At 65.1% G+C, this 14195-nt stretch carries 12 protein-coding genes; 7 read left to right on the top strand and 5 right to left on the bottom strand.

The features are described 5' to 3' along the window. Nucleotides 1–14 precede the first annotated feature (14 nt). Genes IY716_RS08245 through IY716_RS13890 form a run of 3 tightly spaced genes read right to left on the bottom strand, consistent with a single transcriptional unit; the run spans nucleotide 15 to nucleotide 3027 of the window. Complete coding sequence (locus IY716_RS08245; protein ID WP_218221063.1) at nucleotides 15–1712, bottom strand: protein phosphatase 2C domain-containing protein; 1698 nt, start codon at nucleotides 1710–1712, stop codon at nucleotides 15–17. Nucleotides 1713–1715: 3 nt separating this feature from the next. Next, nucleotides 1716–2222, bottom strand: coding sequence for an FHA domain-containing protein (locus tag IY716_RS08240; protein WP_218221062.1), 507 nt, complete (start codon nucleotides 2220–2222; stop codon nucleotides 1716–1718). 13 nt (nucleotides 2223–2235) lie between these two features. Then, nucleotides 2236–3027 (bottom strand): DUF3662 and FHA domain-containing protein, encoded by a 792-nt coding sequence (locus IY716_RS13890; RefSeq protein ID WP_218221061.1) that lies wholly within the window; start codon nucleotides 3025–3027, stop codon nucleotides 2236–2238. Between the two features lie 259 nt (nucleotides 3028–3286). On the opposite strand from IY716_RS13890, the gene IY716_RS08230 reads away from it, so the two are divergent. The 7 genes from IY716_RS08230 to IY716_RS08200 all read left to right on the top strand — a co-directional run bounded on the left by IY716_RS08230 (nucleotide 3287) and on the right by IY716_RS08200 (nucleotide 11744). Continuing rightward, the gene (locus tag IY716_RS08230; RefSeq protein WP_255316473.1) at nucleotides 3287–4669 is read left to right on the top strand and encodes an ABC transporter substrate-binding protein; all 1383 of its coding nucleotides are present in this window, start codon (nucleotides 3287–3289) and stop codon (nucleotides 4667–4669) included. Between the two features lie 2 nt (nucleotides 4670–4671). Then, nucleotides 4672–5673, top strand: coding sequence for a carbohydrate ABC transporter permease (locus IY716_RS08225; protein WP_218221060.1), 1002 nt, complete (start codon nucleotides 4672–4674; stop codon nucleotides 5671–5673). Continuing rightward, nucleotides 5670–6647 (top strand): carbohydrate ABC transporter permease, encoded by a 978-nt coding sequence (locus tag IY716_RS08220; RefSeq protein ID WP_218221059.1) that lies wholly within the window; start codon nucleotides 5670–5672, stop codon nucleotides 6645–6647. The genes IY716_RS08225 and IY716_RS08220 overlap by 4 nt, the downstream gene beginning before the upstream one ends. After that, a complete protein-coding gene (locus tag IY716_RS08215; protein ID WP_218221058.1) occupies nucleotides 6644–8089 on the top strand; it encodes a GH1 family beta-glucosidase in 1446 nt (481 codons plus the stop codon). The genes IY716_RS08220 and IY716_RS08215 overlap by 4 nt, the downstream gene beginning before the upstream one ends. Nucleotides 8090–8151: 62 nt before the next feature. Continuing rightward, nucleotides 8152–9159 (top strand): LacI family DNA-binding transcriptional regulator, encoded by a 1008-nt coding sequence (locus tag IY716_RS08210; RefSeq protein WP_218221057.1) that lies wholly within the window; start codon nucleotides 8152–8154, stop codon nucleotides 9157–9159. 120 nt (nucleotides 9160–9279) lie between these two features. Then, nucleotides 9280–9813 (top strand): YceI family protein, encoded by a 534-nt coding sequence (locus tag IY716_RS08205; RefSeq protein ID WP_218221056.1) that lies wholly within the window; start codon nucleotides 9280–9282, stop codon nucleotides 9811–9813. Between the two features lie 617 nt (nucleotides 9814–10430). Further along, nucleotides 10431–11744, top strand: coding sequence for an ice-binding family protein (locus IY716_RS08200; RefSeq protein ID WP_218221055.1), 1314 nt, complete (start codon nucleotides 10431–10433; stop codon nucleotides 11742–11744). A 63-nt stretch (nucleotides 11745–11807) separates the two neighbouring features. Here the strand turns inward: IY716_RS08200 and IY716_RS08195 are convergent, their stop codons facing one another. Further along, complete coding sequence (locus IY716_RS08195) at nucleotides 11808–13136, bottom strand: APC family permease (RefSeq protein WP_218221054.1); 1329 nt, start codon at nucleotides 13134–13136, stop codon at nucleotides 11808–11810. A gap of 48 nt (nucleotides 13137–13184) precedes the next feature. After that, a complete protein-coding gene (locus IY716_RS08190; protein WP_218221053.1) occupies nucleotides 13185–14192 on the bottom strand; it encodes a sugar phosphate isomerase/epimerase in 1008 nt (335 codons plus the stop codon). Nucleotides 14193–14195: the final 3 nt, after the last annotated feature.

The raw sequence follows: 14195 nt of genomic DNA, 5'->3' as shown, positions 1-14195 counted from the left end.
GTGGGTCTGAGTGCTCAATTCTCGCCTCCTTCGTCCTGCTCGGCATTTGCCTCGGCCATGGCGGCGAGCTGGCTGATGATGTGCTCGGCATGGTCGCGATCATCGGCGGCGATCCCGCGCTCCACACGCTGGCGGTGATACTGCGTCAGGTCCTCCACCGCGATGCCCGCGTGTTCATCCACCTCGGAGAGCTGGATCGGACCCAGCGACTGGGAGACGCCGCTGTAGATCGCAACCTCGCCATTGTCATCGCCCACGTAGTACTGGGTCTGCGTCCAGACATAGCCCAGGAAGGTGACGACGGCGACCAGGACCGCCAGCAGCGCGACAAAGGTGGGCAGGAACCACGAGCTGCGTCGACGCGCGGTGCCCAGCGCCTCAAGCTCGTCCTCGTCCAGGACCAGCTCCTCCTCCTGCAGGCTCTCCGGGTCTTCGTCCAGTCCGGCTCCGGCTCGGTGCGGACTGGCTTCGGAGGCGTCGTCGACCCGCTGTTCGCCGCTGCCCTGAGGGCGGTCGGCTTCCACGCTGGATTCGGTGGCGGCGACCTCGGAGTCGGTCTCGCTGGTCTGCCCGGACTCGCTGGAGTCAGCCTCCATGGGAGCCTCGGGGCTCGATTCGCCCTGGGTGTGGTGGTCGTCGAGCAGCTCGGAGTAGGTGTGGCGGACCGGGCGCAGCGGCTGCCCGGTCAGCAGCGAGGCCATGGGGTGCTCATCGACATTACGGCCGACCACGGGGATCGTGCCGGTATCGGCGGCCTTGTTCGCGGCCCCGATCAGCAGGTGCGGCCGTGCACCGAGCTTCTTGCGCACCATCGCGGCGGAGAGCGGGGAGAGGGTCTCGTCGTCGTCGTGGGCGGAGAAGGCCTCGGTGTTGACCACCGGGACCACGTCCATCTCCATGGTCTCGTCGGGTCCGGGGTAGTCGTAGGAGGCGGCGGCGACGGCAGCCTCGCTCAGCGGGAGGTCATCGCTGGGGGCCAGTGCGGCGTCGTCAGCCTCGACGACCTCCAGACACACCACGGTGACGTTGTCCGGGGCACCGCCGCCGAGGGTGAGATCCACGAGGTCATCGACGATGGTCTCCAGGGACTGCGTGGACCGGAGCTTCTGTTCGATCAGTCGTTCGGAGACGACGGCGTTGAGCCCGTCCGAGCACAGCATCCAGCGTTCGCCGGCCTCCAGTGGGAAAGAGGTGATGTCGAGTTCCGGGGAGGCGTCGACGTCGCCGAGCACGCGCATCAGGACGTTCTTGTGCGGATGATATTCGGCCTGGTCGGGGTCCAGCCGGCCCTCATCCACGAGACGCTGGACGAAGGTGTGGTCCTTGCTGACCTGGCGGAAGCGGCCACGCTTGAGCCGGTAGGCGCGGGAATCGCCGATATGTGCGAACTGCAGTCGGTCCTCGGTGATCAGCAGCGAAGTGATCGTGGTGCCCATCCCGGAGAGCTTGGGATTCGCCTTGACCAGCTTGTTCAGGAAGGAGTTCGCCGTCTGGATCTCATCCGGCAGGACCGTCTCTGGGTCGGCGAATCCGCGCGTGTCCAGATGCGCCAGGTCCAGCACCGTGGAGGCGGACGCGACGTCACCGCCGGCGTGACCGCCCATGCCGTCGGCGACCACTGCGAAATAGCGCCCCGCGTAGCCGGAGTCGTCGTTCTTGGAGCGGACGGCACCGGTGTCGGAGCGCGCTGCAAAGCGAAATACCAGGGGCACGGGCTAGGTCCTCAGCTCCAGGACGGTCTTGCCGATCCGGATCCGATCTCCGGGCTCCACCGTGGAGGCCCGGGTGAGCTGCTCATCGCCCAGCCAGGTGCCGTTGGTGGATCCCAGGTCTTCGAGGAACCAGCGTGATCCCTGCGGGAAGAGCCGGGCGTGCTTCCCGGAGGCGTAGTCGTCGTCGAGCACCAGGGTGCACTCCTGGGCGCGGCCCATCATGATCGATGCTGAACCCAGCGGCAGCTCAGTTCCAGCCAGCGGACCCTCGCTCACCAGCAGCCGACGTGGCCGAGGGCGCGGCGTCGGACCGCTGTGGCTCGCGGCCGCAGGCGCCGGGGGCCCGTTGCGCGGACCCGGCGCCGCGCTGGGACCCGATGCTGCGGCGCGGGCGCGGGAGCGCTTGGAGATGGTCATGTCCCGGCCCTGGGCTCCGATGATGGAGAGGATCAGGATCCAGAGCAGCAGCAGCAGACCGAACTGCAGCACGGTGACAGCGAGTTCACTCATATCCCAGAGCCCTTCAGCTCAGGCGGAAGCGCAGGCGCGCATTGCCGAGCGAGATGAGGGCGCCGTCGGTGAGCTGAACCTTGGAGTGATCCCCGGTGAGCTGTTCACCGTCCACATAGGAGCCGTTGGTGGAACCGAGGTCGCGGGCATACCAGGTGCCGGCAGTCCGGAACAGCTCCACATGCTTGCGGGAGACGCCGGTGTCGGGAACGGTGACATCCGCGGAGGTGGACCGGCCGATCACCGTGGAATCGGGGCGGAGCGGGTAGGTGCGCTCCTCGTATTCCAGGCTCGCCGCACGTTCCGGGGCTGGTGCTGGCGCGGGTGCAGGGCGTGAGGCGACGGCGGGCTGAGCCATAGTGGAGGGCAGCGGCGCTCCGGCGGACGGCCCAGCAGCGGGGGAGGACGCCTGCGGCGCGACCGGGCTGGACGCGGCGTCCTTGTCCGTGCGTGATTCGATGCTGAGCTGGCCGCGCTTGAGCTCGGTGTTCTTCACGAAGGTCGCCCTGACCGGCCCCAGCAGGGTGTAACCCTGGGACTCGGCATGGCGCAGGATCTCCTCGCAGAGCTCCTCGGCGAGTGTCACGCCGTACTTCTTGGCCTCGGCGAAGTCCTCTTCGGCGAGGCGGATCTTGTACAGGTTCGGTGCCAGGCTTTGACCTTCTGCGACGGTCTTGGACTCTCGGTCCATATGACGGCGTACGGCGGTGGCGATCTCCACGGGTCCGAGACTCCCTCCTCGTCCTGAGAAGGCACCGCGGACGGCCTTTTCGATGCCGCGTTCGAGGTTGTCAAGCAGTCCCACCGGCACCTCCTTCTGCTGATGAATGTCTGCCCTGTCCCGGGATCGCTACGTCCAGGGGCGGGCGCTAAATGCTGAGTCTACTGTCTCACCCTGGGGCCGTGCCGCTCATCAGCCCTGGGGAGAAGCTAACGATCGGGTGAACCTGACTGTGACGCTTGCCACATCGAGAAGATGGTGTTACTTTCATCTCACCGTGAGAGCGCTCTCATAAGAGGCTATGAGGAATCGCTCGCACCTCACATCGAAGGAGATATCCGTGATGAGGACAACTGATCACAACCAGGAGGACCACAGCTCCTCCGCGCGAGCTGGAGCCCAGCCCGCACCGGCGCGAGCGAGTCGCGGCTCCCGCCGTCGCTCCCGTGTGCTGCAGGGGGTGGCGCTCACCTCGGTGATGACGCTGGCACTGACAGCCTGCGGCGGTTCTGCCGAGGGCGAGGACTCTTCAGGAGGCGGCGCCGAGGGTGAGGATGTCACCCTCAGCGTCACCACGTTCAACGAGTTCGGCTACGAGGACCTCTTCGAAGAATACGAGGAGATCAACGACAACATCACCATCGAGCACAACAAGATCGACACGGCGGAGAACGCCCGCGACTCCCTGCGCAACAGCCTCGGTGCTGGCCAGGGCGCCTCGGACATCGAACCCATCGAAGTCGACTGGCTCGCAGAGTTCCAGCAGTACCCAGACCGCTTCGAAGATCTCACCGATCCCGAGCTCGAGGATCGCTGGCTGGATTGGAAGTACGACGACGCGGTCCTCGAAGACGGCCGACTGATCGGCTACGGCACCGACAGTGGCCCCCAGGCGGTCTGCTACCGGGCCGACCTCTTCGAAGAGGCGGGCCTGCCCACCGACCGTGAAGAGGTGGCTGAGTTCCTCGGGGACAGCTGGGAGGACTACTTCGCCGCGGGTCGCGAGTTCGTCGCTGAATCGGACTCCGCCTGGTATTCCGGCTCGGACAACATCTGGCAGGGCATGATCAATCAGGTCGAGGTGCCGTACCAGAATGAAGAGGGCGAAATCATCGCCGATACGAATCCCGAGGTCAAGGATCTCTACGATCAGCTGCTCGAGGCCTCCGTGGAGGACGAGCTCTCCGCAGGTCTGGCCCAGTGGAGCGGCGACTGGTCAGACGCCTTCCAGCGTGAAGAGTCCTTCGCGACCATGATGTGCCCGGGCTGGATGCTCGGCATCATCGAGGGCAACGCCGAGGGGGTCGAGGGCTGGGACATCGCCAACACCTTCCCGGGTGGCGGCGGAAACTGGGGCGGGTCCTACCTGACCGTCCCGTCCCAGGGCGAGAACATCGAGGAAGCCAAGAAGCTGGCAGCCTGGCTGACCGCTCCTGAGCAGCAGCTCAAGGCTTTCGACGTCGTGGGCGCATTCCCTTCCACCACCGAGGCGCTCGAGTCTGAGGAGCTGCGCTCCTCCAGCGAGGAGTTCTTCAACGACGCACCCACCGGTGAGATCCTCGCCGAGCGGGCTGACGCCGTGGAGACCCAGCCGCTGAAGGGCACCGAGTACCTGACCATCAACGTGGCGATCCAGGACGCGATCAACCGGGTGGATGTCGATGGGATCGATGACCCCGAAGCCTCCTGGGAGAAGTTCGTCAACGACATGGAAGCCCTGCGCTGATCATGTCCGCCCCTGCTGCGCACGCACCAGTCACCACCGCACGCAGCGGCGGGTCGGCGCCAGAACCGAGGACCGGTCGCCGGAAGCCGAAAGTGAGCTTCCGGCACCGGGCCTCGGCCTGGGACCGCCGGTACTCGCCGTACCTCTACATCAGTCCGTTCTTCCTCCTCTTCGCCGTGGTCGGGCTCTTTCCGCTGGTCTACACCGGTTGGGTCGCCACCCATGACTGGGATCTGATCATGGGTCAGGGCGAATTCATCGGCGCCGAGAACTTCATGGCGGTGCTGGGGGAGCGGGCGTTCTGGATCTCGCTGCGCAATACCCTCTCGATCTTCATCCTGTCCTCAGCGCCCCAGGTGGTGGCCGCGATCCTCATCGCGTACCTGCTGGACTACAACCTTCGCGCCAAGACGTTCTGGCGCATGGGGGTGCTGGTCCCCTACGTGGTCACCCCCGTCGCGGTGGCGCTGATCTTCTCGAACCTCTTCGGTGACCGCTTCGGTCTGGTCAACTCCATCCTGGAGACCGTGGGCATCGATGCCATCGGCTGGCACTCGGGCACGCTGCCCAGCCATCTGGCCATCGCCACCATGGTGAACTTCCGCTGGACCGGCTACAACGCGCTGATCTTCCTGGCGGCCATGCAGGCAGTGCCGCGCGACCTCTATGAGGCAGCAGAGATCGACGGCGCGGGCAAGGTCCGACAGTTCGTCTCGGTCACCATCCCCAACCTGCGGCCCACCATCATCTTCGTGATCATCACCTCCACCATCGGCGGACTGCAGATCTTCGATGAGCCGCGGATGTTCGATCAATACGGCCGTGGCGGCACTGACGGGCAGTGGCAGACCATGACCATGTATCTCTACGAACTCGGCTGGACCCGCTCGGACTTCGGACAGGCCTCGGCGGTGGCGGTGCTGCTCTTCCTGCTGATCGTGGCCATCGGGCTGGTCAACTTCATCATCACTCGCCGCATATCTAGCTCGGAGGTCAAGCGATGAGCGCGCTCGAAGAGAAGCCGCTGCCGATCATCCCGCGCACGGGCCCGGCGACGGCGACCAAGGATGACGGCGACCCCAGCCGGCGCAGAGGGTCGGGATCCGGGGCAGGATCCCGGGCCGGCGGACGCAGACGGCGTCCCGGAAGCTCCCGGGGGCCCGGTCGCGGACCGGGGTGGATCGTCTACGGATGCCTTGCCGCGGTCATCCTCGGCGGGATGTTCCCGCTCTGGTGGTCCATCCTGATCGGCAGCCACGATTCCACGATCCTGTCCCGGGACTCATTCCCGCTGATCCCGGGCGGCAACTTCTTCTCCAACGCTGCCGCAGTGATCGACACAGTGCCGTTCTGGCAGGCCACGATGAACTCGGTGATCGTCTCCACCGTCACTGCGGTCTCGGTGGTGTTCTTCTCCACACTTGCCGGCTACGCCTTCGCCAAGCTGCGGTTCAAGGGTGCGGTGCCGCTGCTGGTCTTCGTCATCGCCACGATGGCGGTGCCCACCCAGCTCGGTGTGGTGCCGCTCTACCAGGTGATGGCCCGGCTGGGTTGGACTGGTGAGCTGCAGGCCGTCATCGTGCCGGGTCTTGTCACGGCCTTCGGCGTCTTCTGGATGACCCAGTACCTGCGTCAGGCGATCCCCGATGAGCTCATCGAGGCCGCCACCGTGGACGGGTGTTCCATGATCCGCACCTTCTGGCATGTGGCGCTGCCCGCGGCCAAACCAGCAGCCGCGATGCTGTTCCTCTTCACCTTCGTCCTGAACTGGACGAACTTCTTCTGGCCGTTCATCGTGCTGGGCCCACAGAACCCCACCCTTCCGGTGGCCCTGCAGCAGCTGCAGGCGGCACATTTCGTGGACTATTCGCTCGTGCTGGCCGGCGCCACGATGGCGACCGTTCCGCTGCTCATCCTGTTCATCTTCACGGGCCGTCAGCTCGTATCCGGAATCATGCAAGGAGCCGTCAAACAATGAATCCCTCAGTCGCCGCAGAAGTGGCAAGCTCACCGAGCACCGTGGCGTTCCCCGCCGATTTCCTCTTCGGTTCGGCCACCGCCGCGTATCAGGTGGAGGGCGCCGTGGCAGAGGGCGGACGCGGCCCCTCAGTGTGGGACACCTTCTCCCACACTCCCGGAAAGGTGCATGAGGGGGAGACCGGCGATGTCGCCTGTGACCACTTCCATCGCTTCCGCGAGGACGTGGCGCTGATGAAGCGTCTGAACCTCAAGGTCTATCGCTTCTCGGTCAGCTGGTCCCGCGTCATGCCCGACGGGGAGACGGTCAATCCACAAGGTCTGAAGTTCTACTCTGACCTGGTGGACGAGCTGCTGGCGGCGGGGATCCTTCCATGGCTCACGCAGTATCACTGGGACCTGCCCCAGGCCCTGGAGGATCAGGGTGGCTGGGCGAACCGGCGGACCGCAGAGCTCTTCGCGGAGTACGCCGTCGTGCTGCACAAGGCGCTGGGAGGCCGGGTGCGACACTGGACCACGCTGAACGAACCCTGGTGTGCGGCCTTCCTGGGATACGCGAATGGGCACCACGCTCCGGGACGGACCTCGCCGGAGGATTCCCTGGCGGCGGCACATCACCTGTTATTGGGGCACGGGCTCGCGGTGGCGGAGCTGCGGCGTCGTGATCCGGAGCTGGAGCTGGGGCTGACGCTGAACTTCACCGACTACCGCCCCGCAGATCCGGAGGCTCCGGGGGACGTGGATGCCGCCCGTCGCCTCGACGGCAGCTTCAACCGCTTCTTCGCCTCGGCCATCTTCCACGGCGCCTACCCGGAGGACGTGCTCGAGGATCAGCACGGTCTCTGGCGGGAGGGTCTGGTGCAGCCGGGGGATCTGGAGATCATCTCCACACCTATCGACGTGTTGGGCGTGAACTTCTACACCGGTGAGCTGCTCACCGGGGTGGAGCCCGAGCAGGCTTCGGCAGCCGCAGCTGCGGCCCGGGCCGGCGGTGCACCGAACCCGAATGTGGGCTCCGAGCACGTCGCCTCGGTCTCCCGCGGTCTCCCGGCGACCTCCATGGGGTGGGAGGTCTTCCCACAGGGGCTGAAGGACCTCCTGATGCGGCTGCATCGCGAATACACCGGCCCGGCGGGGGTGGCGCTCTATGTCACCGAGAACGGGGCGGCGTATCCGGATCAGCCCGATGCCCAGGATTTCGTCCAGGACGATGACCGCCTCAGCTATATCCGTGAACACCTGCGCGCCGTGCGGGACGCGATGGATGCCGGTGCCGATGTCCGTGGCTATTTCGTGTGGTCTCTGCTGGACAATTTCGAGTGGGCGTTCGGCTATGACCGCCGCTTCGGGATCGTCCGGGTGGATTACGATACGCTTCAGCGCACGCCCAAGGCGTCGGCACACTGGTATGCCCAGGTCGCCGCTACAGGCGTGGTGGACTGAGCCCCCGGCGTCGTGGTCGTGTGGGTATGAGGTGATGGGGCCGGACGACCAAGGAGGAGACCATGCCTGCTCGGCGACTGCCGACTCTGGAGGATGTGGCGGCCAGAGCAGGCGTTTCCCGCGCGACGGCCTCGCGCGCGGTCAATCTCGATCCCCGAGTGCGTCAACAGTCCCGGGTCGCGGTGGCGGCGGCGGTGTCCGAGCTCGGGTACCGGCCCAATCGAGCGGCGCGCTCGCTGGTGAACCGGGAAGCGGACTCGATCGCCGTCGTCGTGCCGGAGGCCGAGGACCGGGTGTTCGCGGATCCCTTCTTCGCGGCGATGCTGGCCTCCATCACGCAGCGGCTTGCTGACTCCCCGGTGCAGGTGCTGCTCGCGATGGGTCAGCCGGGCGATGGTCGGCAGAAGATCGAACGCTACCTGCGCGGCGGTTATACCGACGGCGCGATCATCGTCTCTCACCACCGCGACGACGATCTCTCCGGTGTGCTTCATGAGACGAAGCTGCCGGCGGTCTATGTCGGTCGTCCCTACGCCGGCGACGTCGGGATTCCTTGGGTGGATGTGGACAACGGCTCCGGGGCAGCGCTGGCCGCGGAGCATCTGATCGCACAGGGACGCCGCCGACTGGCCACCATCGCCGGGCCTCAGGACATGGCCGCGGGCGCCGACCGTCTTGCGGGATGGTCCACCGCCCTGCGGGCGGCCGGGTTGGATGCAGGGCTTGTGGAGTATGGCGACTTCTCCTCCTCCTCCGGAGCCACCGCCATGCAACGGCTGCTGGAGACGGCACCGGATCTCGACGCGGTCTTCGTCGCCTCGGACCTGATGGCGGTGGCCGCCATGCATGAGGTGCAGTCCCGAGGGATCGCGGTGCCGGAACAGATCGCCCTCGTAGGCTTCGATGACACGCACGCGGCGCAGCTCACGAGGCCTCCGCTGACCACAGTGATCAACCCCGTGGGCGAACTCGCAGGCAGGGCGGTGGATCTGCTGATGGAGATGATGAACGGCGGCAGCGTGGAACCTGTAGTGCTTCAGACATCCCTGGTCCGACGTACCTCAGGATGACCTCCACGTTAACTTGCTTCAGTTTTGAAATAAATTGAGGCACACTGTGGTTGAGCAGGTTGTCACATACCGTAGCTCTGCGCGGACAGCGCAGCACCGCAACACTTAGGAGCCCTATTCATGGCACATCTGACCACCGGTACCTGGAACCTTGACGCTTCGCACTCCGAGATCGGCATGACCGTGCGTCATGCCGGCATCTCCAAGGTCCGCGCGATCTTCGAAGAGGCCGACGCCACCCTGACCGTCTCCGAGGGAGATGTGGCGACCCTTGACGCCAGCGTCAAGGCCAACTCCTTCAACTCGAAGAACGCCGACCGCGACGGTCACGTCCGCGGCGAGGACTTCCTCGATGCTGAGAACCACCCGGAGCTGACCTTCAAGGCAGACAGCATCACCGCCAGCGGTGAAGAGTTCGAGATCACCGGTGACCTGACCATCCGCGGCGTCACCAAGACCGTGACCTTCGAGGTCGAGTTCGGTGGACAGGCAGTGGATCCCTTCGGCGCCACCCGCGCAGGCTTCTCCGCCAACACCGTCATCTCCCGCAAGGAGTTCGGCCTGACCTGGAACGCCAGCCTCGAAGCAGGCGGGGTGCTGGTCGGCGACAAGGTCTCGATCGATCTCGAGGCAGCCTTCGTGCTCGCACAGTAATTGATTGTGGAGAGCGTGAGCTCTCCTCGAAGAAATGCCCGGCCCCGCGCTGGTGGAAGATTCTCCACCGTGAGGGGCCGGGCATTTTTCTGTGCCCGGCCTGACCCCGGCTCCCTCCACTCTCGCGAGACCCAGGTGTCCTTCGGTCCATCAATGATCCTGGGGAACGGTACGCACCGTCACACTGGTGATTCGATATGTCTTGGGCTGGAGCTGATGGCCCGAGCGCCGGGACGAAATGGCGACACGGAATCACGAAGGATATGGACTTAAGTACCTAGTAACAATCGCTAGGCATCGACGGAAGTTTACTCAACGTGAACCTTCTCTGTGCACCGCGACCTCAGTTTTTTCATCATCTCCCCACGTCACCGTCGACCTGGCGACTTTCACGGGTCTCCACCGAGAATTTCAGCTTGTAGATCCTCAATTCTCACCGTAATGTCGGTAATCAGTGACCCAGATCTCCCGTCATTTTTTCGGGTGCAGAATCTGCTGGGCCATGTGCGCACGATAACTTTCGATCGGCGCCAACCGCATTCCTTTCTGGGGGAAAAATGAATAAAACGACTGCCTCAGCCCCATCTGCGTACGTGGTTCCACGGCTCACTTTCAGCATGCGCCTGAAGCTTGGGCTCAGCGCCCTCGTAGTCGCCTTCATCGCTATGGCAGTCGCCCTGTCGTTCTCCTCCGCAGCCTCGGCCGCGACGACACCCGCAGGACTCGGGACCACAGAGTCTTATTCGGTGCTGGGAGGACAGACCGTCACCAACACCGGTCCGACAACATTGAGCGGTGACCTCGGGGTCAGCCCAGGGGAGGCCGTCACTGGTTTCCCACCGGGACTCGTGAGCGGCACAGTCAACGCGGGAAATGCGGCGGCGGGTCAGGCGCAGTCGGATCTGGTCATCGCCTATGACGATGTCGCCGGACGGGCGCCTACTGCGAGCGTCAGCGGCGATCTCGCTGGACAGACCTTCGTGGACGGTGTCTACAACTCCAGCGGTCCGCTCGGCCTCACTGGCACCGTCACCTTGGACGGCCAGGGGGACCCCAGCTCGGTGTTCATCTTCCAGGTCGGTTCGACGCTGATCACCGGTACGGGCAGCAACGTGGCACTGATCAACGGCGCTCAGGCCTGCAACGTCTACTGGCAGGTGGGGAGTTCAGCAACGCTGGGCACTGCATCGACCTTCGCGGGATCCATCTTGGCGCTGACATCGATCACCGCAACCACTGGGGCGACGGTCCAGGGCCGGGCGCTTGCACGAAATGGTGCCGTGACGCTGGACAGCAACGTGTTCACCACCCCGGGTTGCGAGACGGACCCGCCAGTTGAGACGGACGAGCCCACAGGGCCCCCGGTCGAGACGGATGAACCGACGATACCGCCGGGTGAGACGGACGAGCCCACAGAGCCGCCCGTCGAGACCGAAGAACCGACGGTGCCGCCGGTCGAAACGGACGAGCCCACGGTTCCCCCGGTCGAAACAGATGAACCCACCGAAGGTCCCAGCGAGTCAGACGGGCCTACCGAGTCGGCCAGCCCTTCGGACAACCCTTCCGAATCAGATACTCCTAGTGACAACCCGACGGAGTCTGAGGCCCCGACAGAATCTGGCACACCCACAGCCGAGTCGGACGCCCCAGATGATGAGGCCTCCGAGTCGGACGCCCCGAGTGACGGGCCTTCCGAATCCGAGGCACCTTCTGACGAGGCCTCTGAATCGGATGCCCCCAGTGACGAGGCTTCGGAATCGCAGGCCGCGGCCGCTGCTGACGAGGAGCGTTCGGCTTCCGATTCCTCCGACCTGCCAGCAACCGGCCCCGGACCGCTCCTCAGCGCGCTGATCGGACTGAGCGCTCTGCTCATCATCACAGGCAGCGCTCTGCTGATCACCAAGCGCCACCGCTCCGGCTCCTCGGACTAGCAGCCGAGCTCGAACACGGGAGGCCCCTGGCGTTGGTTCGCCAGGGGCCTCCCATGTTCACCATCAACGGTGGTGGGAATCTTCGGCTGGTTCGTGCTGACTGCGCCGTCGGACGATGATCCACTGGGACAGCAGGATCAGCAGCGCCACCGCTGCGGTGACCCCCAAAGTGTAGGGATCCGATGTTCCCTTGAGAATGACGAAGGGGACCAGGACTGCGACGTCTAGGACGATGGCCACCCAGGGGATCCAGATCTTGGCGTCCACCTCGTCCTTCAGGTGGCGCACGATTCCGTAGTGGATCGCGATGTCCATGCAGAGGTAGAGGATGGCTCCGAGTGAAGCGATCTGGGAGAGGTCGAACAGGGCCGCCATCGCGATCGCCAGTCCTGCGGTGATGAACAGGGACTGGTGTTCGCGTCGGCCCGGCAGCCCGGGAACCTGCCCCATATCGCGGAGCATGTCGTAGAGCTTGGAGACCGCGAACAGGCTCGCGATGAGTCCGGAGACGGTGGCCACCACCGCGACGAGCACCGTCAGCCCCACACCCCAGGAGCCGAAGAGCGGTTCTGCGGCCTCGGCCAGCGCGTAGTCCCGGGCCTCGATGATCTCTGGCACGCTCAGGCTGCTGGTGACGGCAATTGTGATGAGCAGATAGAGCACGGTGCACAGCACAATGGAGATGACGATGGATCTCCCGAGATTACGCTTCGGGTCTTTCAGATCGGCACCCTGATTGGTGATCGTGGTGAAGCCCTTATAAGCCAGGATGCAGAGCGTGATCCCGGCGAGGAAGCCCATCCACCCTTGCTCCGGTGCGGCGCTCTGCGAGGTGGACACCAGCTGGCCCAGTGAAGAGACCCCGGCGGCCACCAGGCCTGCGACCGCCAGCGCCGCGATGCCGATGATCTTGATCGCGGCCGTCGCGGTCGCAGAACGCTCGACCCAGCGGTTGCCCACCAGGTTCACCAGCGCAGCCGTCGCGATGACAGCCACGGCCAGCACCGGGACCAAGATCGCGGAGCCCTGCATCCCGAAGGGGCGCAACAGGTAGGTGCTGAAGGTGCGTCCGAGCAGGGCCTCCGCGAGGATCATCGAGACATACATGAACAGAGAGAACGTCCCCGCGATGATCCCGGGCCCGTATGCCGCCTTGAGAAGCATGGCGATGCCACCGGAGGAAGGGTTCGCCACCGAGTAGCGAATATAGGAGTACGAACTGAACCCGACGACGACCGCGCCGGCGAGAAAGGCCCAAGGGACCCACCCGCCGGCCAGCTCCGCCACTTGGCCGATCAGCGCGAAGATTCCCGCCCCGATCATCACCCCGGTGCCCAGCGCGACGGAACCGGTCAGTGAGATCTTCTTTTCGGTCTGCTCATGGTGGCCCATGTACCGGATTCTTGCTCATCTGCCGCCCGGTTGCACGCCCCGCTTCAATCAGGAACTGGAGGAGAACGCGGCGTCGAACGCTGCTTCAGACGGGTCGAAGGCGTTGGCCCGAACGAACTCGAGGGCCTGGGGTGCGCCGATGAGCCTGTCCATGCCGGCGTCCTCCCACTCCACGGAGAGCGGACCGGTATACCCGATCGCATTGAGCATGCGGAACGCGTCCTCCCAGGGCACGTCTCCGCGCCCGGTGGAGATGAAGTCCCAGCCTCGCCGTGGATCGGCCCACGCCAGATGCGAACCCATCCGTCCGTTGCGCCCGTTGTTGAGCCGCTTCTTCGTGTCCTTGCAGTGCACATGGTAGATCCGGTCCTGGTAGTCCCAGAGGAATCCCACCGGGTCGAGGTCCTGCCAGACCATGTGGGAGGGATCCCAGTTCAATCCGAAGGCCTCACGATGTCCGATGGCCTCCAGCGTGCGCTGGGTGGTCCAGTAGTCATAGGCGATCTCTGAGGGGTGGACCTCGTGAGCGAAACGCACACCGACCTCATCGAAGACGTCGAGGATCGGATTCCACCGATCAGCGAAGTCGCGATACCCGGCGTCCACCAGCTCTTCGGAGACCGGGGGGAACATCGCGACGTACTTCCAGATGGCGGAGCCGGTGAAGCCCGTGACGGTCTTGACTCCAAGCCGTGCCGCCGCGCGGGCGGTCAGCTTCAGCTCCTCGGCGGCGCGCTGGCGTACGCCTTCAGCGTCACCGTCACCCCAGATGTGGTCCGGCAGGATGCCGCGGTGTCGGGCATCGATCGGATCGTCGCAGACGGCCTGCCCCTTGAGGTGGTTCGCGATGGTGTAGACCTTCAGGCCGTTCTTCTCCAGGATGTCCAACCGGTTCTGCACGTAGGCGTCATCCTCCGCGGCCCGGGCTGGGTCCAGATGGTCTCCCCAGCAGGCGATCTCCAATCCGTCGTAGCCCCATTCTCCGGCGAGGCGGGCGACTTCCTCGAAGGGCAGATCCGCCCATTGTCCGGTGAACAGTGTGACTGGTCGTGTCATGGT

The organism is Nesterenkonia sp. Act20, assembly GCF_019173455.1.
Taxonomy (GTDB): Bacteria; Actinomycetota; Actinomycetes; order Actinomycetales; family Micrococcaceae; genus Nesterenkonia.
This window is presented reverse-complemented; position numbering and strand designations above follow the sequence as displayed.

Coding starts and splice junctions, on each gene's coding strand:
- IY716_RS08240 (WP_218221062.1), bottom strand. CDS start 2,222: ATGAGTGAACTCGCTGTCACCGTGCTGCAGTTCGGTCTGCTGCTGCTG.
- IY716_RS08230 (WP_255316473.1), top strand. CDS start 3,287: ATGAGGACAACTGATCACAACCAGGAGGACCACAGCTCCTCCGCGCGA.
- IY716_RS08225 (WP_218221060.1), top strand. CDS start 4,672: ATGTCCGCCCCTGCTGCGCACGCACCAGTCACCACCGCACGCAGCGGC.
- IY716_RS08220 (WP_218221059.1), top strand. CDS start 5,670: ATGAGCGCGCTCGAAGAGAAGCCGCTGCCGATCATCCCGCGCACGGGC.
- IY716_RS08215 (WP_218221058.1), top strand. CDS start 6,644: ATGAATCCCTCAGTCGCCGCAGAAGTGGCAAGCTCACCGAGCACCGTG.
- IY716_RS08210 (WP_218221057.1), top strand. CDS start 8,152: ATGCCTGCTCGGCGACTGCCGACTCTGGAGGATGTGGCGGCCAGAGCA.
- IY716_RS08205 (WP_218221056.1), top strand. CDS start 9,280: ATGGCACATCTGACCACCGGTACCTGGAACCTTGACGCTTCGCACTCC.
- IY716_RS08200 (WP_218221055.1), top strand. CDS start 10,431: ATGCGCCTGAAGCTTGGGCTCAGCGCCCTCGTAGTCGCCTTCATCGCT.
- IY716_RS08195 (WP_218221054.1), bottom strand. CDS start 13,136: ATGGGCCACCATGAGCAGACCGAAAAGAAGATCTCACTGACCGGTTCC.
- IY716_RS08190 (WP_218221053.1), bottom strand. CDS start 14,192: ATGACACGACCAGTCACACTGTTCACCGGACAATGGGCGGATCTGCCC.